The 20255-nt window shown below is 63.0% G+C and carries 16 protein-coding genes; 6 read left to right on the forward strand and 10 right to left on the reverse strand.

What is annotated here, in order from left to right; translation table 11 throughout:
• The first annotated feature begins 55 nt into the window (after positions 1–55).
• On the forward strand, positions 56–2089 hold the full coding sequence (locus HUK73_RS25760; protein ID WP_176594562.1) for a M3 family metallopeptidase: 2034 nt from the start codon (positions 56–58) through the stop codon (positions 2087–2089).
• 12 nt (positions 2090–2101) lie between these two features.
• A complete protein-coding gene (locus HUK73_RS25765) occupies positions 2102–2902 on the forward strand; it encodes a crotonase/enoyl-CoA hydratase family protein (RefSeq protein WP_176594563.1) in 801 nt (266 codons plus the stop codon).
• A 65-nt stretch (positions 2903–2967) separates the two neighbouring features.
• Here the strand turns inward: HUK73_RS25765 and HUK73_RS25770 are convergent, their stop codons facing one another.
• Entirely contained in the window at positions 2968–4041 is a 1074-nt protein-coding gene (locus tag HUK73_RS25770) for an alcohol dehydrogenase catalytic domain-containing protein (protein WP_176594564.1), read from the reverse strand.
• Positions 4038–4553, reverse strand: coding sequence for a nuclear transport factor 2 family protein (locus tag HUK73_RS25775; protein ID WP_176594565.1), 516 nt, complete (start codon positions 4551–4553; stop codon positions 4038–4040). Before HUK73_RS25775 ends, HUK73_RS25770 begins: the two co-directional genes overlap by 4 nt.
• Positions 4554–4665: 112 nt before the next feature.
• Between HUK73_RS25775 and HUK73_RS25780 the strand changes: the two genes are divergently transcribed.
• Positions 4666–6807, forward strand: a complete 2142-nt coding sequence (locus HUK73_RS25780; RefSeq protein WP_176594566.1) for an FAD-dependent oxidoreductase — start codon at positions 4666–4668, stop codon at positions 6805–6807.
• A gap of 64 nt (positions 6808–6871) precedes the next feature.
• Positions 6872–7747 carry an LLM class flavin-dependent oxidoreductase gene (locus HUK73_RS25785; RefSeq protein WP_176594567.1) on the forward strand — a complete coding sequence of 292 codons (876 nt, stop codon included), beginning with the start codon at positions 6872–6874 and terminating at the stop codon, positions 7745–7747.
• 16 nt (positions 7748–7763) lie between these two features.
• Here HUK73_RS25785 and HUK73_RS25790 read toward each other — a convergent pair whose 3' ends face one another.
• The 7 genes from HUK73_RS25790 to HUK73_RS25820 form a co-directional block, all read right to left on the reverse strand.
• Positions 7764–8597, reverse strand: coding sequence for a TIM barrel protein (locus HUK73_RS25790; protein WP_176594568.1), 834 nt, complete (start codon positions 8595–8597; stop codon positions 7764–7766).
• The gene (locus HUK73_RS25795; RefSeq protein ID WP_369805619.1) at positions 8597–9637 is read right to left on the reverse strand and encodes an alpha/beta fold hydrolase; all 1041 of its coding nucleotides are present in this window, start codon (positions 9635–9637) and stop codon (positions 8597–8599) included. The genes HUK73_RS25790 and HUK73_RS25795 overlap by 1 nt, the downstream gene beginning before the upstream one ends.
• On the reverse strand, positions 9634–10686 hold the full coding sequence (locus tag HUK73_RS25800) for a phosphotransferase family protein (protein ID WP_176594570.1): 1053 nt from the start codon (positions 10684–10686) through the stop codon (positions 9634–9636). The genes HUK73_RS25795 and HUK73_RS25800 overlap by 4 nt, the downstream gene beginning before the upstream one ends.
• Complete coding sequence (locus HUK73_RS25805) at positions 10679–11881, reverse strand: acyl-CoA dehydrogenase family protein (RefSeq protein ID WP_176594571.1); 1203 nt, start codon at positions 11879–11881, stop codon at positions 10679–10681. Before HUK73_RS25805 ends, HUK73_RS25800 begins: the two co-directional genes overlap by 8 nt.
• Positions 11878–13962 (reverse strand): 3-hydroxyacyl-CoA dehydrogenase NAD-binding domain-containing protein, encoded by a 2085-nt coding sequence (locus tag HUK73_RS25810; protein ID WP_176594572.1) that lies wholly within the window; start codon positions 13960–13962, stop codon positions 11878–11880. Before HUK73_RS25810 ends, HUK73_RS25805 begins: the two co-directional genes overlap by 4 nt.
• A gap of 15 nt (positions 13963–13977) precedes the next feature.
• Positions 13978–14964: an NADPH:quinone oxidoreductase family protein gene (locus tag HUK73_RS25815; RefSeq protein ID WP_176594573.1), complete on the reverse strand. Its 987-nt coding sequence runs from the start codon at positions 14962–14964 to the stop codon at positions 13978–13980.
• A 241-nt stretch (positions 14965–15205) separates the two neighbouring features.
• Positions 15206–15718, reverse strand: coding sequence for an SRPBCC domain-containing protein (locus tag HUK73_RS25820; protein WP_176594574.1), 513 nt, complete (start codon positions 15716–15718; stop codon positions 15206–15208).
• Positions 15719–16057: 339 nt separating this feature from the next.
• Between HUK73_RS25820 and HUK73_RS25825 the strand changes: the two genes are divergently transcribed.
• Positions 16058–18328, forward strand: coding sequence for a TonB-dependent receptor (locus HUK73_RS25825; protein WP_176594575.1), 2271 nt, complete (start codon positions 16058–16060; stop codon positions 18326–18328).
• A gap of 37 nt (positions 18329–18365) precedes the next feature.
• Here the strand turns inward: HUK73_RS25825 and HUK73_RS25830 are convergent, their stop codons facing one another.
• A complete protein-coding gene (locus HUK73_RS25830) occupies positions 18366–19163 on the reverse strand; it encodes a sugar phosphate isomerase/epimerase (protein ID WP_176594576.1) in 798 nt (265 codons plus the stop codon).
• A 269-nt stretch (positions 19164–19432) separates the two neighbouring features.
• On the opposite strand from HUK73_RS25830, the gene HUK73_RS25835 reads away from it, so the two are divergent.
• Positions 19433–20179, forward strand: coding sequence for an SDR family NAD(P)-dependent oxidoreductase (locus HUK73_RS25835; RefSeq protein ID WP_176594577.1), 747 nt, complete (start codon positions 19433–19435; stop codon positions 20177–20179).
• Positions 20180–20255 lie beyond the last annotated feature (76 nt).

Below are 20255 nucleotides of genomic sequence, written 5' to 3' on the forward strand. Positions count from 1 at the left end.
TGAAGAGCCGCCCTGGATGACCCAATTAGAAGGTCTATCCAGACCGCGAGTAACCATGACCAGCAATCCCCTTCTTGCCGATCTCGACCTGCCCGATTTCGCGGCGATCCAGCCACCCCATATCGTCCCTGCCATGGAGGAGGCCATTGCCGCGCACCGAGCAGCCATCGAAGGGATCACGGCCGGCGGCAAGGGTGATTTCGATACGGTAGTCCTGACGGCGGAGCGCGCCGATTTCCTGCTGTCGCGCACTTGGTCACCCGTGGGTCATCTCTCATCAGTGGCCGACACCCCTGAATTGCGCGAAGCCCATGCCGCCGCGCAGGCGCTGATGACCGCCTATCTCATGGAAGCGGGCCAGAACCGCGCCCATCACGACGCCGTCGCGCGGGTCGCAGCCCGACCCGATTTCGTCAGCCTGCCCGCTGCAAACAAGCGAGCGGTCGATCTTGCCCTGCGCGGCTTCCGCCTGGCCGGCGTGGCGTTGGAAGGCGAGGCGCGGCAGCGTTTCCTCGACATTGGGGTCAGCTTGAGCGATCTCAGCACCAAATTCGGCAATGCGGTACTCGACGCGACCGAAGCGTGGAGCGAGCATGTCACCGAGGAAGCCGCGCTCGCCGGCGTGCCTGACAGCGACAAGGCGATACTGGCCGCCTATGCACAGGAAAAGGGACTGACCGGCTGGCTCATCACCCTGCGCCAGCCAAGCGTCCTGGCGGTCCTGCTACACGCAAAGGACCGCGCTCTGCGGGAACGGGTCTACCGCGCCCACAATACCCGCGCCTCCGATCAGGCCGATGACAAGAGCCACGACAATAGCGAGCGGATCGACGCGATCATGGCGCTGCGGCATGAGGCGGCGCAGATATTGGGCTTCGCCGATTCCGCCGCACATTCGCTGGAAACCAAGATGGCGGCCGACGCTGACGAGGCGCTGGCCTTCCTTGCCGACCTCGCCCACCGTGCCAGGCCGGTGGGTGAGCGGGAACTGGAGGAAGCCCAGGCCTTTGCCGCCGAGCATCTGGGCCTGACCGACCTTCAGCCCTGGGACCTGTCCTATGTGGCCGAAGCCATGCGCCGTACCCTGCATGGGGTCGATCAGGAAGTGCTCAAGCCCTATTTCCCTCTGCCACGTGTGCTGGCGGGGACGGAGGCGCTGATCGAGCGGCTCTTCGGCATCCGCCTTGTCAAACGGGAGGGTGTCTCGACCTGGCATCCCGATGTGCTGTTCTACGATGTGCAGGACGCCGGCGGCGCGGTGGTGGCGGGGGTCTATCTCGACCTCTTCGCTCGCGCGGGCAAGCGCGGCGGCGCGTGGATGGACGTATGCCGTTCCCGCTTCCGCGACGCCGACCGTTTCCACCGGCCCATCGCCTATCTGACCACCAATTTCGCGCCGCCCGCCGGCGACAGACCCTCATTGGTCACGCATAATGATGTGGTGACGCTGTTCCATGAGTTCGGCCACGTGTTGCATCATCTGCTGACGGAGGTGGACCTGCCGTCCATCGGCGGCATCAACGGCGTGGAATGGGATGCGGTCGAACTGCCCAGCCAGTTTATGGAGAATTTTGCCTGGGACAAGGACACGCTGATCGGTCTGTCCGGCCATGTCGATACGGGTGAACCCCTGCCCGACGCCATGTTTGACCGATTGTTGGCCGCGCGCCAGTTTCAGGCGGGACTGGCGATCCTGCGCCAGATCGAGTTTGCGACCTTCGACCTGCTGCTCCATCGCGATTATGACCCGGCCAAGGGCGCGCAGGTCAATGCCATGCTGGATCAGGTGCGCGCGGCCGTCGCCGTGGTCCATCCACCGGCCTGGAACCGCTTTGCCCATGCCTTCAGCCATATTTTCGCGGGCGGCTATGCGGCGGGCTATTATTCCTATCTCTGGGCGGAACTGTTGTCCGCCGATGCCTTCGAAATCTTCGCCCATGGCAACATTCCCGGCGGCGGCGCGACCGCCTTCCGCCGGGAAATCCTCGCCGCGGGCGCAAGCCGTCCGGCGTCGGAGAATTTCCAGGCCTTTGCCGGACGCACGCCGGAGGTCGACGCCCTGTTGCGAATGCGGGGACTGGCAGCTTAAGGAGAGCCTGACTTGGACCCTTTCCTACAGGTCGAACGCGATGGCCCGGTGGTCATCGCCCGTTTCAACCGTCCCGAAGAACGCAACGCCATTTCCAAAGTCTCCGATAGTGAGGAGATTGTTGATTTCTGCGCGCGCATGGTCCGCGACACATCTGTCCGGGCCATCATTCTGACCGGCGCTGGCAAGGCTTTCTGCGCGGGCGGCAACGTCAAGGATATGCAGGAGCGGGCCGCCATGTTCAGCGGCTCTCCCTATGAGATCCGCAACAATTATCGCACCAACGTGCAGATGATCGGACCCGCGATCAGCGAACTGGAAGTGCCGATCATCGCCGCGATCAACGGGCCGGCCATCGGCCTTGGCCTCGATATCGCCTGCATGTGCGATATTCGCATCATGGCCGACACGGCCATCGTCGCGGAAAGCTATGTGAAACTGGGCATCATTCCGGGCGGGGGGGGCGGCTGGCTGTTACCGCGCCTGATCGGGCCACAGCGCGCCAGCCTGATGACGCTGACCGGCGATTCCATCGATGCCGCGACCGCACTGGATTATGGCCTGGTGGCGGAGGTCCTGCCCGCCGACGGATTGCTCGATCGCGCGCGGGAACTGGCGGGCAGGATCGCGGCCAATCCAGGCCACGCGACGCGCATGGCCAAACGCCTGATGCGGGAGGGCGCGCATATGAAGTTGCCGTCCCTGCTGGAACTCGCTGCAGCTTATCAGGCATTGGCCCACTATACCGACGATCATCATGAGGCGATCGCGTCCTTCCTCGGCAAACGCGCGCCGGAGTTCAAGGACAGATGAACGGCGCTGGCTTTGCAGGGATCGTCCCTGCAAAGTCAGCGCCCCACACTCAGCCTTTTTGATCTTCAGCGTTCGTGGTCGACCAGCGCGCGGGTGACTTCGCCGCTTTTGAGCGCGGCGATCGCTTCTCCAATCTGGTCCAACGACCAGACGCCACTGACCTGATCCGCCAGGTTCAACCGCCCGTCCTGCGCCTGCGCGATGAGTTCCGGATAGTCCCGGCCCGGCAATGCGCCACCGTTCATCGTGGCGATCACCTCTCCGCCCGTGACGAAGCTGTCGAGTGGCAGCGAGGCCTGTGACCCCGGTCGGGACATGCCGATTAGGACCACCCGGCCGCCCCGTTTCGTGCAACGCAGCGCGGTTTCTATCGCACCGACAGCACCGCTGCATTCCACGACGACGTCTATCGGGCCATGTCCCTCCGCCAACATCGCGGCGGCGGTAGCGCTGTCCAGCGACGGATTGGCCAGCACGAATGCCGCTGCGCCGAATTGCCGCGCCACGGCTTCCTTGGCCGGATTGGCATCGACCGCGATCACATGCGCACCGTTTCGCGCCGCGCCCTGTATGGCGTTGACGCCGATCCCGCCGACACCGAACACCGCCACATTGTCGCCGGCACGCACCCGCCCGAGAACCCGTGACGCGCACACGCCAGTGGACACAGCGCAGCCGATCAGCGCAGCCTGTTCAGGCGGCAAGTCGTCAATGGCGAAAAGCTGCGATGCCTTCACCACGATCTCCCCGGCGAAGGAGGAGACATTGGCGAAGGACGCCACAGGCTTGCCATCCAGCGTGAAGGGGTGGCTGGGGACGAAGCCCCAATTTATATCGCAATTATGCGGTTCGCCCCGCCGGCATTCGCGGCATTCGCCACAGGGCGTCTGCGTGCCGACGGTCACCCGGTCACCCACCGCCCAGCCTTCGACACCCGCGCCCAGTTCCGCGATCTCGCCTGCTGCCTCATGCCCCAGCACCACCGGCAGGACAGGAAGATGCGGCGTCATCATCGCAATATCGCTATGACAAATACCTGAACGGAGCACACGAACGCGCACTTCCCCCGCCGCTATCGGGCGAAGTGTCAGGCGATCGCTGACGAACAGCGACGTCCCGTCCCAGACCGCGCCCCTCACGCGCCCAGTCCTGCCAGCAAGGGATAGGAAAAGGACGGATCGGCGCGATCCATGCGGCCGTTGGGGGCATCCTTGCTCATGACTTCCATGGCGCCTTCATCAACAGGCACGATCGATCCATGGTCGAACACCAGACTGCGATAAATGAATTTCCACACCCCCTCGCGCCGTTCATAGCGGTCAAGGTAACGGCCCAGGACGATATACAGCCTGGCGTCCGGTCCGCGCGTGCGGTGCCATGCCTCCACATAATGTTCGCCTTCCGCCCGATCGCCGTCGATCACGAACAGGCTGTTGCTGATGCTGTGGCGCGTCAGGTCCCAATGCGCGGTCGCCTCGGGCAACCAGGCGACGAACGCATCGGGCCCTCCGCTGAACATCGCGCCATGATCGTCCACCGCATCATCATGATAAAGCGAGCGAACGAGCGCGAAGTCGCGTCGGTCGCATCCCCGGCAATAGCGCATCACCAGATCGTGCAGCGCCATCCGGTCAAGCCATGGCTGTGACATACCTCTCCTTCCACGTAAAAACTACGCGATGCAAAATTATTTGACAGGACTAGCGTCCGTTGGCGTGATAGATAAAGGAAAATGGTACGCATCGCTATATAGGAGAGACGAAATGTCTGTGGCCTCTGCTCCCCGGACGACCTCGGGGGCCGTTACCTTGTCAAGCCCCGGGCGGATCGGCACGCTGACCGTCCCCAACCGAATTTTCGTCACCGCCATGGGCGTCAGCCTGGCCGAGGAAGACGGGACGGTAGGTGATCGACTTCTGAACTATCATGTCGCTCAGGCCAAGGGTGGTGCGGGCATGATCGTCATGGGGGTGACGGGCGTTGCCTGGCCGGTCGGCGCGGTGCAACCCAACCAGACCGCGATTTCCGACGACCGCTTCCTGCCCGGTCTGAAGCGCCTGGTCGACGCGGTGCATGCCGCTGGCGGCCTGATCGCAACGCAGCTTCATCATGGCGGCCTGGTGGCGACTCATTCAGCCCAGGAGAGGCACCCCCTCTGGGCCCCGGCCATCCCCCCCGCCTTCTCAGGCGATTTCCCGACCTATTTCCTGCCGGAAGAACTGGCCGCCTTTGCTGGCGCCGCCCTTCCGGAAATCAAGGTGCTGACGAAGGAAGACATCGCTCTTGTGGTGCAGCAGTTCGGGGCGGCCGCGGCGCGCTCTAAGGCTGCGGGCTTTGACGGCATCGAAATCCATGGCGGCCATGGCTATCTCCTCTCCTCCTTCATGTCGCCCGCCACCAATACCCGCACCGACGAATATGGCGGCGACCTGAAAGGCCGTGCGCGGCTGCTGCTGGAGGTGGTACGTGCGGTGCGCGATGTCGTCGGCCCGGATTTCCCGATGTGGGTCAAGATGGACTCGCGGGAAATGGGCAAGAAGAACGGCATCACCATTGACCATGCCAAGGAACTGGCTCCGATGGTGGAAGCGGCCGGGGCCGACGGTATCACCGTCACCGCCTATCATGATGTCGGCCAGGGAAAACTGCATTCAGCCTCCAACATCCCGCATGAGCCGGGCATCCATCTGGAATATGCCGCCGCCATCCGCAACACCGTGAACATTCCGGTGATCGCGTCCGGCCGGGTCGAGATCGATCGGGGTAACAAGGGCCTGGCCGACGGGGAGTTCGACTTCCTGGCGATGGGCCGCAAGCTGCTGGCCGACCCGGATCTGCCGGTCAAGCTGGCGGAAGGGCGGACAGACGACATCCGTCCCTGCATCTATTGCTATACCTGCGTGTCGACCGCCTATCTGCGCGAGCAGGTGCGTTGCGCCGTCCGGTCGGAAACGGGCTATGAGGATCTGGACTGGTCGCCCACGGCCGTCCCCGGCCATGTCGTCATCGTCGGTGGTGGCCCCGGCGGCATGGAAGCGGCGCGGCGGCTGAACCAGGCCGGTGCGCGGGTCACTCTGATCGAGAAATCGGACCGGCTGGGTGGCACGCTGCGCTTTGCTGCCCTCGCCTATGAGCCCAATGAGCGGCTGCTGAACTGGCTGCGGCGGGAGATCGACAAATCTTCCGTCGACGTACGGCTGAAGACCGAAGCGACGCCTGAACTCATCGCCAGCCTGAAACCCGACAAGGTGATTGTCGCGGTCGGCGCCGTGCGCGACATGCCGCCCATTCCCGGCAATGATCAGGACTTCGTGCTGTCGGGCGACGATCTGCGCGGCATGATGCTGGGCGAGGACAGCGCCTCGATCCGCCGCAAGACGAGCTGGGCGACGCGCATCGCGACCAAGGTCGGCGCGGCGACCGGCGCCACCGCCAATCTGGAACTTGTGCGCAAGGCGACGCACAGTTGGATGCCGCTGGGCAAGCGGGTCGTCATCATCGGCGGCGAACTGGTCGGCTGCGAACTGGCTGAGTTTCTGATGGAGCGCGGCCGCGAAGTCACCATCGTCGGCGAAGCGCCAAAGTTCGGCGGCGGCCTGCTGCTGGTGCGGCGGATGCGCTTGCTGGCCGAACTGCGTGAACATGGTGTCGCGATGTTCCCGGGCGCCAGCGACATCCGCATCGGCAAAAAGGCGGTCAGCTTCACCAGCGAGACGGGCGAAACGCAGGATATCGCGGCCGATCATGTCGTCGTCGCCATGGGCGCGCACGGTGATTCGACGCTGGCCAATGCCTTGCGGGCGGCGGGACATGATGTGGCGGAGATCGGCGACGGCACCGGTGTCACCTATATTGAGGGTGCGATCCGTGGGGCCGCAGAAGCGGTCGCAGCCATGGGACGCTGAAGCCGAAACGGGGGGGATGGCGCAGTCGCCTCCCCCCGTTCCCCTGACAGACAAGGAGTAGCAAATGCGGTTTCACTATGCGGAGAGCATGACGGCCATTGCCAACTATATTCCGCTGGCCCAGGCGGCGGAGGCACACGGCTATGCCGGTTTCACCATTCCCGACAGCCTGATCTATCCCAAAGCGTCCGACACCAGCTACAGTTACACCGAAGATGGCGGGCGGGAATTTCTGGAAAACAAGCCCTTCATCGAAAGCTTCATTCTTGCCACGGCGATCGGCACGGCGACCAAGACGCTTGAGATGACGACCAATGTCGTCAAGCTGCCGGTACGGCCGCCGCTCTATGCCGCCAAGCTGGCTGCTTCGATAGCGGCGTTGACCGGAAACCGCTTCAACCTGGGCGTCGGCCTCAGCGTCTGGCCCGAAGATTATGAAGCCATGGGCGTTTCCTTTGCCAAGCGCGGCAAGCGGTTCGACGAATGCATCGCTATCGTGCGTGGACTGTGCGCGGGCGGCTATTTCGAATTTCACGGCGAATTTTACGACCTGCCACCGGTCAAGCTGAACCCCGTTCCCGACAAGCCCCTACCGATCCTGATCGGCGGATATTCCGACGCGGCCTTCAAGCGAGCGGCGCATAATGATGGCTTCATGTATGCGGGCGGAGACGGCGGCACCGACGACCTGGCTAATGTCGTTGCGAAGATTGCGCAATATCGCGCGGAGGCGGGCACATTAGACAAGCCGTTCCGTATCTTCGCAACCGCCATGGGCCGCATCGACGCCGATGTGGTGAAGCGGCACGAGGATCTGGGCGTTACCGACATGCCCGTCGCGTTCCGCAACCTCTATGCCGTTGAGGAGGACAGTCAGCCTCTCCAGCAGAAGCTCGACGATCTGGCACGCTTCGCGGACGAAGTGATCGCGAAGATCTGACAGCGAGGGCGGGGGGTCAGGACCCGATCATCCGGGCAAGGCGTGAAAGCATTCGCGCCTCCCCCTCTGCCGTCTGGTCCACTGGTTCAAATTCCAGCTCGACAGGCCCGCCATAGCCCTGCGTCATGATCTGGCGCAGGATCGCAGGCAAATCCAGTTGCCCCAGACCCGGATCGACCCGGCCGGGAACATCCGCCAACTGGATGAGCCCGGTCGCGTCTTCGCACAGGGCCAGCGCGGACAGAACGTCATGGCCCATCATGGCGACATGGCCGATGTCGAACAGCAGCCGCACCGATGGCATGGCGATGGCGCGCACCATGTCCAGCCCATCCTCCAGTCGATCGAGAAGCAGTCCCTCGATCCGGCTCCGGGCAATCGGTTCGACCAGCAGCACCAGCCCGGCGCGCGCGGCTGCTTCGGCATGGCGCTTCAGATTCTCGGTCATCGCCGCAAATTGTTGCCGCCGAGGTCGCTCACTGTCCTCGCCTGCAACGCAGACGGCACCCGTTCCACTGAACAGCATCGCAAGGTCGCAGCTGGCCCTGACGCTCGCATCCACCGCGGAGCGCCCGGCGTCGTCCTCCGCACTCCAGAGCGGGCTGTTCCAATGCATTGGATCGCCGCCGAAACTTGACAGAACCAACTCGCGTCGCGCCATGCGCTCCGCCATCGCCGCCTGTTGCGATGGTGGCCGCAGCTTCAGGAACAGGTCCTGTACGCCTACGAAACCATGGTCCGCCAGCGCATCGATCTGGTCGAGCGGATCGACCGAGCGACCGATATGCGCGAGCAATGGCCGGTCCGGCGCGCTCAGACCCAGATGCCCGGCGAAGCGCAGCCTGTCCATCACTCCCGCATCCCCGCCAGAAAATCGAGCAGCGCCGCGTTGAAGGCGTCGGGCTTTTCCTGCTGCAAGAAATGGCCAGCGCCAGGAACGGCGACAATCTTCCTGAGGCCCGGCACGCGCACCTTCAAACGCTCTTCCCAATCAGGGAAGAAACCAAAGGACGGGTCGTTTTCGCCATAAAGGAACAGGGTGGGCGTCTCAACATCGCAATCGGCCCAATCCTTGCCGATGCGCCAATTGGCGTCGGCCGTGCGATAGCTGTTGAGCCCGCCGATGAAGCGTAGCATCGGGTCCGCATGGTCGTAGCCCGCCACGAAATGGTCGAACTCCGCCTCACTGAGCCACGGCCAGGGCAAGGGCGGTGCGGGCGGCAGCACATCAAGATAGCCGCTCCCCTCCGAAGGCACGGTTTTCCAACGCCAGAGATCGCCCTCCGCCGACAGTTCGTGGAACAGCCGGGCCAGGAATTCCGGCGCACGGTCCGCCAATTCGCGCTCAGCGGGTCCCACATGCTGAAAATAATGGAAGTGAACGAAATGGTCGCGCGCCATCGCCGCGAAACGCTCGCTTGGCAGGTGATCCGGCGAAGAAGCGTCCGGCCGCGCGGGTGCATTTTCGGGCAGGAGCGGCGCGCTGCCCAGCATCGCGCGTCCAGCCATGTCATAGTCATAAGGGATGGTGGCGATCAGCGCGGCTACCCGTTCGGGTGCGCGTACCGCCATGTTCCAGGCATATTGCGCCCCGAAATCCTGTCCGACGACCACCGCCCGGTCGGCGCCATAATGGTCGAGCACCGCCAGTAAATAGTCCTGTATCCGTTCGGCGGTATAGGACGCCGGGTCGGATGGACGATCGCTGCCGCCATAGCCCAGACTGTCGATGGCTACGGCGCGGTAGCCCGCCGCAGCCAGCGGCGCCATCTGATGCCGCCAGGACCAGGCAAGGCCGGGGAAGCCGTGTATCATCAGAACGACAGGCCCGTCCCCCTGTTCGACCGCGCGCAGCCGATAGCCGCCCACATCAATGATTTGCTCTTTCACAGCCGCGCATCCTCCTCTCCACATGCGATCCTCCAGGCCAGGCCGGCAATCTCGCCTGCCCGCGCGCCATGGATCGCCGCCGCTTCGCTCGACGCATTGCCGTCGAGCGCGCGGCGATAAACGCCCTGTCGAATGCCCGCATTGCGGAACATCGCGAAGATCAGTGCATAGCGCCAATGGGCAGGATCAATCTCGCCCACACCGCTGCGTTCGCCATAGCGGCGCACATAATCAGCCTCCGCCGGAATGCCGAGCGCGGGGAGATCGGCATCGGAAAGCCCCCGATAGCCCTCGCCAGGCACGCGCCAGGCCATGACATGCTGGGCCAGGTCAGCCAGCGGATGGCCCAATGTCGACAATTCCCAGTCCAGCACGGCGACAATGCGCGGTTCATCCATTGCGAAAATCAGATTGTCGTTGCGATAATCGCCATGGACGATCCGGCATGCGTCCAGCCCCGGATCATGGGCAGGAAGCCACTCGATCAAGCGCTCCATCGCATCGATCGTCCGGGTTTCCGTGGCGCGATACTGCTTCGTCCAGCGCGCCACCTGGCGGGCGAAATAATTGCCCGGCCGGCCATAGTCGGACAGGCCCACATCGGCCGGATCAATGGCGTGGAGCACCGCCAGCACCCGGTTCATCTCATCATAGACCGCGCCGCGTTCAGCCGCCGTCTGTTCGGGCAGGCGGGCGTACCAGAAATTGCGTCCCCGCGCATAGTCCATCACGAAGAAGGGCGTGCCGACGATGCCGCTATCCTCGCACAGCGCCAGCGGGCGGGCGACGGGGACCGCCATATCCTTGAGCGCGTCGGTCACGCGATATTCCCGCTCGACCGCATGGGCGGACGGGAGGAGCATACCATCGGGCTTGCGGCGCAGCACGAAGCGCGGATCGCCGTCGACCGACAGCAGATAGGTCGGGTTGGACTGCCCGCCCGCGAATTTTTCCGCCGTGATAGCACCATCCGCGCCCGGCACATGGTCCCGCAACCAAGGCGTCAGGCGCGTCATGTCGAGCGCGTGAACATCCCGCGCCTCAGTCATATTTCGCCAGTTCCAGACGGCCGAGCTGGTGCCGATGCACCTCGTCGGGTCCATCGGCGAAGCGGATCTTGCGGGCATGGGCATAATAGTTCGCGAGGAAGAAATCCTGGCTGATGCCCGCCGCACCATGGGCCTGCATTGCCCAGTCGATGACCTGACAGGCCATGTTGGGTGCGGCGACCTTGATCATCGCGATTTCCGCCTTGGCTACCTTGTTGCCAACCGTATCCATGCGATGCGCGGCATGCAGCGTCAACAGCCGCGCCTGATCGATCATGATGCGGCTGTTGGCGATCCGTTCGATGATGACGCCCTGTTCGGCCAGCGGCTTGCCGAAAGCGACGCGCGACTTGACCCGGCGGCACATTGCCTCCAGCGCGCGTTCGGCCATGCCGATCATGCGCATGCAGTGATGGATGCGCCCCGGTCCCAGCCGGGCCTGCGCGATCTCGAACCCGCGCCCTTCGCCCAGCAACATGTTGCTCGCCGGCACCCGCACATTTTCGAACACTATTTCCATATGGCCATGCGGTGCGTCGTCATAGCCAAGGACGGTCATCGGCCGCAGCACGGTGATGCCCGGCGTGTCGCGCGGCACCAGGATCATCGACTGCTGCTTGTGCTTGGGCGCGGCTGGATCGGTCTTGCCCATGAAGATCATGAGCATGCAATCCGCCTCACCCATGCCGGAAATCCACCATTTCCGGCCATTAATGACATAATCGTCACCATCCCGGACGATCGAGCTTTCGATGTTCGTTGCATCCGAAGAGGCGACCGCCGGTTCGGTCATGGCGAAGGCCGACCGCATCTCGCCTGCCAGCAGGGGCCTTAGCCAGCGGTCCTTGTGCTCCTGCGTGCCGAAGCGTTCCAGCGTCTCCATATTGCCGGTGTCCGGCGCGGCGCAGTTGAACACGGCGGGACACCAGTGAACCCGCCCCATCTCCTCGCAGAGCGGCGCATATTCAAGGTTGCTGAGCCCCGCGCCATGAGTGCTGTCGGGCAGGAACAGGTTCCAGAGGCCCGCTTCCTTCGCCAGCGGCTTGAGTTCATCGATCAAAGTGACATGCGCCCAGCGGTCGCCGGTCGCGACCTCCTCATAATAGCGCTTCTCATTGGGATAGATATGCGCATCCATGAAGGCGCGCAGCCGCGCCAGCAGGTCGGCGGTCTTCGCATTGGGTTCATAGCTCATGCGGTGAACCCCCTGCCCTCGCCTGCATATTGGACCAGCAGCGGCGCGGGCGTCCAATAGGCATCGCCCTGTTCGGCACGGAACCGCTCGATGGCGGCCAGCACCTTGTCCAGCCCGATCTGGTCGGCCCAGAACATCGGCCCGCCGCTATGGCTCGGCCAGCCCAGCCCGTTCACCATGGCCACATCGATTTCATCCGCGCGCGCCGCGATGCCTTCACTCAGCAGCTTCGCCCCCTCATTGACCATGGCGTAGAGCAATCGCTGCAGGATTTCCTCCTCACCGATCTCGCGCAGCTTCAGTCCATGCCGCTCGGCGTGGGCGGCGATCATTGCGTCGGTCTGCGGATTGGGACCGGACTTGCGGTTTTCATCATAGCTGTACCAGCCCGATCCGCTCTTCTGCCCCAACCGCCCCTCGGCGACCATCTGCTCCACGAAATCGGCGCGCAATTCCCGCTCCGTCGCGGTGGCGGCCCGGGCCTTGCGCGCGGCCGCCTGCACGTCGAGGCCCGCCAGATCGCCCAGCGCGAACGGTCCCATCGGGAAACCATAGGACAGCAGGACCCTGTCCACCGCGGCGGGACTGGCCCCCTCCTCCACCAGGAAGAAGGCCTCGCGCGACCGCTTGGACAGCATCCGGTTGACGATGAAGCCATCGCAAACGCCCGACAGCACCGGCAGCTTGCCGATGCGCTTGCCCAGCGCCATGATCGTCGCCACCACGTCACGGTCGGTCTTCGCGGCGCGGACATTTTCCAGCAGGCGCATGACATGGGCGGGATTGAAGAAGTGCATGCCGCACACATCTTCCGGCCGTCCCGACGCCTCCGCCAGCATATCGATGTTGAGGAAGCTGGTGTTCGACGCCAATATCGTATCTGGCTGCGTCACCTGCCCCAGCGTCGCGAACACGGCCTTCTTGACCGCCATATCCTCGGTCACCGCCTCAACGACGAGTTGGGTCGCGGCCAGATCGTGCATGTCGTCACTGGTGGTGATCAGGGCCAGCCGCTTGTCCATCGCCTCCTGCGTCATGCTGCCCTTGGCGACGGAGGAGGACCACATCTTGCCGATCGCCTTCATCGCCGCGTCGACATGCTCCTGATCGAGTCCAACCGCGATTACGGGCAAGCCCGCGCTGACGATGGCCATGACGATGCCACGTCCCATAGCGCCCAGACCGATGACGCCCACCCGCTCGATCAGGCGTGTCGGTGTGTCGGCCGGAAGGCCCGGGATGCGCGCGACTTCCCGTTCGGCGGCGAACATATGGCGCAGCGCTTTCGACTGCGGTCCTGCGATGCTCTCGCGGCACAGGGCAAATTCCTGGAGCAGCGCGGCGTCGAAATCCATCTCATAGCCGAGCCGGATCGCGTCCAAAATCTTCAGCGGCGCGCTCTGGCCGCGCATCTTGCGCGACAACGCCTTGCGCGCCTCCTCGAACAGCGCGGGGTCATCAGCGGGCATCGGCAACGTTCCGGCGCTACGCGGTCCCTGCCCCTCCACTACCAGCTTTTCAGCATAGGCGAGCGCGGCGAGGCCAAGGTCGCCATCCTCCGCTATGGCGTCGATCAGACCACTGGCCAACGCCTTGGCTACATCGATCTGCCCGCCTTCGGTGGTCAGTTTGATGGTCGTTTCCAGCCCCGCGAGCCGGGGCGTGCGCTGCGTCCCACCGGCGCCGGGCACGATGCCCAGCTTGACCTCCGGAAAACCGAAACGGGTTTCCGGTAGAGCGACGCGATAATGGGCCGCCAGCGCCACCTCGAACCCGCCACCCAGCACAGTGCCGTGGAGCGCCGCGACGATCGGCTTGGTGGCGCGGTCCATCATGGCGAGGAGCGCAGGCAGTTGCGGCTCCGCCATCGGCTTGCCGAATTCCTTGATGTCGGCTCCCGCGATAAAGGTCTTGCCCGCGCAGCGGATGACCAGCGCCCGAACTTCAGGATCGGCCTCCGCCTTGCGGATCGCTTCGGCCAAACCCTGCCGCACACTCGCGGAGGTTGCGTTGACCGGCGGATTGTCGACGACCGCTTCGGCGATGGCGCCGTGGACATGATAGCTGACTATATGGGACATGCTTGTCTTTCCTGTTCAGGATGCGGGGCCACGGGTCAGGAGCACCTTGCCCTTCACCTGGCGTTTTTCGAGATGCTGGAGCGCCGCCACCGCGTCGGACAGGGCGAAGCGGGCGTCAATCACGGGCCGGAGCGCGCCCTGCGCCAGCCAGTCGAGGATCTGGCGCATATTGGCGCCCTGCCTCACCGGATCGGCGCGCACCGAATTGCCCCAGAGTACGCCGACCGCCGCCGCGCTCTTGAGCAGCAGAAGATTGGCGGGAATGGCAGGGATTTCACCCCCTGCAAAGCCGATGACCAGATGCCGCCCGCCCCAGGCGAGCGAACGGACGCCGACGATGCTGCTCGCGCCGCCGACCGGGTCATAGACGACATCCACGCCTTTGCCGCCGGTCAGTTCCTTGATCCGTTCACGCAGGTCCTCCCGCGCATAGTCGATCAGTTCGTCGGCCCCCTGTGCCTTGGCGAGCGCCAGCTTTTCCGTGCTGGATGCCGCTGCGATCACGCGCGCGCCCATATGCTTGCCCAGTTCGACGGCGGTCAGGCCCACGCCACCGCCGGCACCCAGCACAAGCAGCGTTTCGCCCACCTGCAACGCAGCGCGGTCCTTCAGCGCATGATAGGAGGTGCCATAGGTGATCGCGATTCCCGCCGCGACCTCCAGATCAACACCTTCGGGCACCGGCCAGACCTGAGACGCGGGCACCCGCACCTGCTCGGCAAAGGCGCCGCTGCCGGTAAAGGCGATGACCCGATCCCCGACTGCGAAACCCTCCACGCCTTCCCCAATGGCGGCAATATGGCCGGCCGCCTCGCTACCGGGCACGAAGGGAAGCGGCGGTTTCGTCTGATATTTGCCCTGAACGATCAAAACATCAGGATAATTGACGCCCGCTGCCGCGACATCGATCAGCAGTTCACCCGGGCCAGCTTGGGGGGCAGGGAAATCGCCATATGCAAGCGCTTCCACCGGCGCGAACGTGCCGCATATCATGGCCTTCACATCACTCTCCTCTACCGCGCCAAAGGGGCTTGCAACGCCTGATTAGACGCTGGACAGTCATGCTACCATTTCGAATTTCCGATACCTGACATCAATAAAACTGACGCATTAAGATATATTCATGGCGGTTATATTGATGCTTTGCGTAATTGCACCGCTTTGGTCCCCGATCCAAAGGGCAGAAAAGAAAATGCGCCGCAATCCGATTGCGACGCATTTCCACCTTCTTATTCTCGCTCGATCAGGCGCCCTTGTGCATCGCCTCCGCTCGTGCCTTCAGCGCCTTGGCCGTATCGTTGAAGGCGCGCGTCACCCATGGGCCGCAAAAGCGCATGACATGAATGCCATTGGGACCGAAAAAGGCATCGGTGGACTGGTATCGACATTTCTCGGGCCCCAATTCTTCGATCATCTGGTCCCGCCGTGCGGGATAGGGCCAGACTTCATTGTCGAGAAGTTCCCAAGACAATAATCGCCCCGGCTCGAACGCGCAGACATATTCGCAATTGGGCGCCAGCGCGCCGGGATTGGCATAGTCGACCAGACGCATTTCGACCGCCGCGCCCATTTCCAGCGTCGATTGCGCCCACACGCAGAACGGATTCCATTCGCCATAGCGCGGCAGGTCCGTCAGGATTTCCCATACCAGCATGGCCGGCGCGTCGATCTCTATCGGATCGGACGCGACCAGCGTCTCAGGATCATAGACTGCAAACGGATCGTGGCGCTCCACGGTCACACTTTCAGACGGCATCAGCTTCTCCTTTGGCAAATTTTTCAAGTTCCCAATCGGCGGCAGAGAAAATGGCTTCACATTCGCATTGCCGGATGCGTTTCGCCCATATCCCATCACCGCCATATATTATCCGAAGATGATAGAGCAAAAACCCATAAATTGCTACGCATATTGACAATATAGTCATCTTAAAGCATTATATTGCGTCATCATTATGGAATTTTGACAGGCTTTGTGTCGCCGCAATCCGACGATCCACAGTTCAAGCTTGGAAATTTTAGAGACATTCGTCCGGCCGCCGTGGGGATGACGGACGGCCGGTTCGAAGAACTGAAAAATCAATAAGGGGGGAAATTCATGTCCCGTTTGCCATTTGCCATCACGTCACTCGCCATTCTGGCGTCAACCAATCCCGCGCAGGCCCAGGCAGCAGCAGAGCCTGCGCCAGCCACAATGTCCGACGGCAGCGACATCGTCGTCACCGCTCGCCGCCGGGAGGAGCGCTTGCAGGACGTGCCCATTGCGGTCAGCGCAGTCGATGCCTCCTCACTCAACAGCCGGGGCCTCGACAATGTGACGCAGGTCAGCCAGATCGCCCCAAACATCCAGTTCACGCCCGGCCAGGGCGGCAATAGCGGCGGCATCGCCCCCTTCATTCGCGGCGTGGGCGAGAATGACTTCATCATCACCTCCGACCCGGCCGTCGGCGTCTATATTGACGGCGTCTATGTTGCCCGCACCTTCGGCGCCACGACCGAATTGCTGGGCATCGACCGGATCGAAGTGCTACGCGGGCCGCAGGGCACTTTGTTCGGCAAGAACACTGTGGGCGGCGCGATCAACGTCGTATCGGCCATCCCCGGCCAGGACCAGAAAATCGAAGCCGATCTGCGCTATGGATCGTTCAACACGGTGCGCGGCCGCGTCTATGTCGAAACGCCGCTGTCGGACCGCTGGTCGCTGGGCGTCGCGGCGCTCGGTGAATTTGGCGAGGGGTGGCAGAAAATCCCCTCCGGCGACAATCTGGGCAATCGCAATGTCGTCGCGGGCAAGATGGCGCTGCATTACAAGGGCGACGTGATTGACGCGGTGTTGCAGGCTGATGGACTTCACCGGCGGCAGCATAGCGCACCGCACAGCATGATTGCCTTTACGCCGACCTTCTTCTCGGCGCTGCAATCGGCCTTCCTCGCGCCTTGCTGCACTGTGCCCGGCAACATCGACCGCACCGACAGCACGCCCGCCCTCAACAAGGATCAGACCGACGCCTTCAACAGCTCGTTGACGCTGACCGCCGATCTGGGCGGAGCGACGCTGAAATCGATCACCGCCTATCGCTATGTCGATGCGCTGTTCGGCCGGGACGGCGACGCGTCGGCCGCAGTCAACTATGCGGGCGACATTCATGACGAAAAGGCGCGTCAGATCAGCCAGGAACTGCAACTGTCGGTTGATCTGGGCGGGCGGGGCACGCTGCTGCTCGGCGCCTTCGCCTATCGCGAGAACACGCGCGACAATACCCGGCTCATCGTTGCGGACGGTCTCTATCCGGCACTGGTCGCAGCTGGGCTGGACCCCTTCCCCATTGGTCCCGGCATCTCCATTCCCGCCTCTTCGCTCGACTATAATATCGACTTCGGCAATCGCCAGCGGACCGACAATCTGGCCCTGTTCGCCAATGGCAATTATGAACTGGTCGACGGTCTTTCGCTGGAACTGGGCGCACGCTACACTTGGGAGAAGAAGAAGTTTTCCCAGACCGCCACGCGCATCTATTCGGGCGAACCGCTGCTGGCCGGGACGCCCAGCTATACACTGGAAAAAAGCTGGGACGCCTTCACGCCCCGGGCATCGCTGTCCTACAAGGTGCGGCCGAACCTGATGACCTACGCCTCTTACTCGAAGGGATTCCGGTCGGGCGGGTTCAACGGTCGCCCGACATCGGTGGAGGAAATCGGTTCATATGATCCTGAACATCTGACTGCCTATGAAGCGGGCATCAAGGCCGGCTTCGGACGGATCGCGACGATTAACCTCGCCGTCTTCCGCAATGAATATCGGGACCAGCAGATCCTTGTCTCGACCGTCAGCCCGTCCAGCGGCCTTATTGTCGTGCGGAACGAAAATGCCGGGCGCTCGCGTATTCAGGGCATTGAACTGGAAGGCAACTTCCGTGTGACGCCGCGCTTCACGCTGACCAGCGCTCTTGGCCTGCTTGACGCCAAATATCTGAACTATGTCTCGGTCATCAATGGCGTGTCCACAGACGTCAGCAATCGCAAGCTGAAGCAGGCGCCGGACATCACCGCCAACGCCAGCGCGGTCTATCAGGCGCCGCTCAGCGACAAGGTGGAGGGTGTCGTCCGCCTCGACGTCGCCTATAAGAGCGAAGTCTTCGTCGACGCGGAAAACACGCCGTTGTTGCGGCAGCCCGATCACGCCATCCTCAATGCCAGCGCGGAACTGCGCTTTGCAGACAGCGGCCTGTCGGCGCGCGTGGGCGTCGACAACATCACGAACCGCCGCATCATCACCGCAGGCTATGATGCCTCGACCAGCTTCGGCTTCACGGAGGCCTATTATTCGCCGCCGCGTCGCTACAGCATCACGCTGGCCTGGCGCCGTTAATCTATGATGGCGACCCGGCTTTGTCCGGGTCGCCCGATCAGGCTTCCGCGTAAAGGTCGCGCATTGCCTGCATCAACCGCGCCGCACGCTCATGCGGCGTAAACTGCGCCAAAGCGCGGGAGGGTGCCTCCACCGCCACGGTCGCGTGATCGGGCAGCAAGGGAAGCAGGGCACGCAGGTTGAAGGCGCCCTGCCCCGGCAACAGACGATCGAACACCGCTTCATCGATCCGGTCGGCGGGGGCGATCAGGGGGCCATCGCTTAGCTGGGCGTGGCGGATGCGTTCCGGCGGCAAAGCTGCAATATCGTCCCAGCTGCCACCGCCGCGAATGACGTGCAGGCTATCGATGCAAAGCCCCACATCCGGCCCCAAGGCGCGCGCCAGTTGCAATGCCTGCGCGGGCGAGGCGATCGCCGCGAGCGGGAAAGCCTCTATGATGGCGGGCGCTCCGGCCTTCCGGCAGATGTCCACCATGCGGCCGATCGATTCCATCAACCGCGCATGATCTGGGTCAAGGCCCAGCAGACTGACCGTTCCGCCCAGTTCGGCCGCCAGCGCCGCGCTCCGTTCGAACAGCTTCCAATCCGGTGCGGCGTCCAGCATGAACGGCTCTACGATCGCGACATCCAGGCCCGTGTCGCGCAAAGCGGCGACCACCTCCCTTCGCGCCGACTGATCCGTTATGAGGTCGGGCGTCGGACTGATCGGAATGGGCGTGACGAAGAGGCTGACGGAAGCGAAACCGGCGCTCGCCGCGGCATAGATCACCGTCCTGGCATCAAGGTCGATGAGCGAAAGATGATCCAGACAAAAGGCCGGAACAATGTGGGTCATGCCGTCCTGCCATCGGAAATGAGCACCGCCATCTGCGCATATGATTGCACCATTTCCCTATCCTCTGTAGCGCGCACTCGGTCGGACGAGTCCGTCAACGAACCGAAACGATTATACATTTCCCCGTCTGCATCTTCTACCGTAGCATTCATAACCGATCAGCACGTTCGGAACGCGTTCCGCGTTTAACGGAAATTCTATTATTTCACCCTTGAATTGCGTATAAATTTTGCGCATTCCACGCTCAATGTGAACAAAGGAGAGCGAAGATGCGTCTGGAAGGCAAGGTTGCGGTCATAACCGGGGCGGCATCGGGGATCGGGTTGGCAGTAGCGCGAAAATTTGCAGCCGAAGGCGCGAAGATCGTCATCGGCGATCGCAATGCTGCCGGTGTCGAGGAAGCCGCCCAGACAATCGGGCAGTCAGCGACCGCCACGACGCTGGATATTGCCGATGGAAACTCCTGCCAGGCCATTATCGACCGGGCGGTCAGCCTGCATGGCGGCCTCGATATTCTGTGCAATATTGCCGGGATACTCGATTTCGGGCGCTTTGAGGAAATCGATCGTGGCCGCTGGGACCGCACGATATCGGTGAACCTGTCCGGCGTGTATCAAATGTGCCATGCGGCAATGCCGCATCTGATTGAACGGCGCGGTAATATCGTCAACATGGCATCGGCAGCCGGGTTGGTCGGCGTGCCTTTCAATGCCGCCTATTGCGCATCCAAACATGGTGTTATTGGGCTTACACGCGCCCTGGCGCTGGAATATTCCAAGGAAGGCGTGCGGGTGAACGCAGTCTGCCCTGGCGGTGTCGACACGCCAATGACGAAACAGGCGCCGCCCGAAAATATCGACTGGCAGATGGTCATGCGCTCGGCTTCCTGGCTCGACAGCGGTGCGATGGCCACCACCGACGAAATTGCCGATAGCGTGCTGTTCCTGGCATCGGCCGAAGCCAAGCGCATTACGGGCGTCGCCTTCGCCGTCGATGGAGGACAAACGGCCGGCTGACAGACATGTTGTAACCCCTGATCACGACAATGAAGAGGGCCGGAAGCTTCACCAAGCTTCAGGCCCTCTTCATTTA

The organism is Sphingobium sp. EM0848, from assembly GCF_013375555.1.
Classification (GTDB): domain Bacteria; phylum Pseudomonadota; class Alphaproteobacteria; order Sphingomonadales; family Sphingomonadaceae; genus Sphingobium.

Excerpts from the sequence above, each read along its gene's own strand:
- HUK73_RS25760 (WP_176594562.1), top strand. The coding sequence starts at position 56 with ATGACCAGCAATCCCCTTCTTGCCGATCTCGACCTGCCCGATTTCGCG.
- HUK73_RS25775 (WP_176594565.1), bottom strand. The coding sequence starts at position 4,553 with ATGTCACAGCCATGGCTTGACCGGATGGCGCTGCACGATCTGGTGATG.
- HUK73_RS25780 (WP_176594566.1), top strand. The coding sequence starts at position 4,666 with ATGTCTGTGGCCTCTGCTCCCCGGACGACCTCGGGGGCCGTTACCTTG.
- HUK73_RS25785 (WP_176594567.1), top strand. The coding sequence starts at position 6,872 with ATGCGGTTTCACTATGCGGAGAGCATGACGGCCATTGCCAACTATATT.
- HUK73_RS25790 (WP_176594568.1), bottom strand. The coding sequence starts at position 8,597 with ATGGACAGGCTGCGCTTCGCCGGGCATCTGGGTCTGAGCGCGCCGGAC.
- HUK73_RS25800 (WP_176594570.1), bottom strand. The coding sequence starts at position 10,686 with ATGACTGAGGCGCGGGATGTTCACGCGCTCGACATGACGCGCCTGACG.
- HUK73_RS25805 (WP_176594571.1), bottom strand. The coding sequence starts at position 11,881 with ATGAGCTATGAACCCAATGCGAAGACCGCCGACCTGCTGGCGCGGCTG.
- HUK73_RS25810 (WP_176594572.1), bottom strand. The coding sequence starts at position 13,962 with ATGTCCCATATAGTCAGCTATCATGTCCACGGCGCCATCGCCGAAGCG.
- HUK73_RS25820 (WP_176594574.1), bottom strand. The coding sequence starts at position 15,718 with ATGCCGTCTGAAAGTGTGACCGTGGAGCGCCACGATCCGTTTGCAGTC.
- HUK73_RS25825 (WP_176594575.1), top strand. The coding sequence starts at position 16,058 with ATGTCCCGTTTGCCATTTGCCATCACGTCACTCGCCATTCTGGCGTCA.
- HUK73_RS25830 (WP_176594576.1), bottom strand. The coding sequence starts at position 19,163 with ATGACCCACATTGTTCCGGCCTTTTGTCTGGATCATCTTTCGCTCATC.
- HUK73_RS25835 (WP_176594577.1), top strand. The coding sequence starts at position 19,433 with ATGCGTCTGGAAGGCAAGGTTGCGGTCATAACCGGGGCGGCATCGGGG.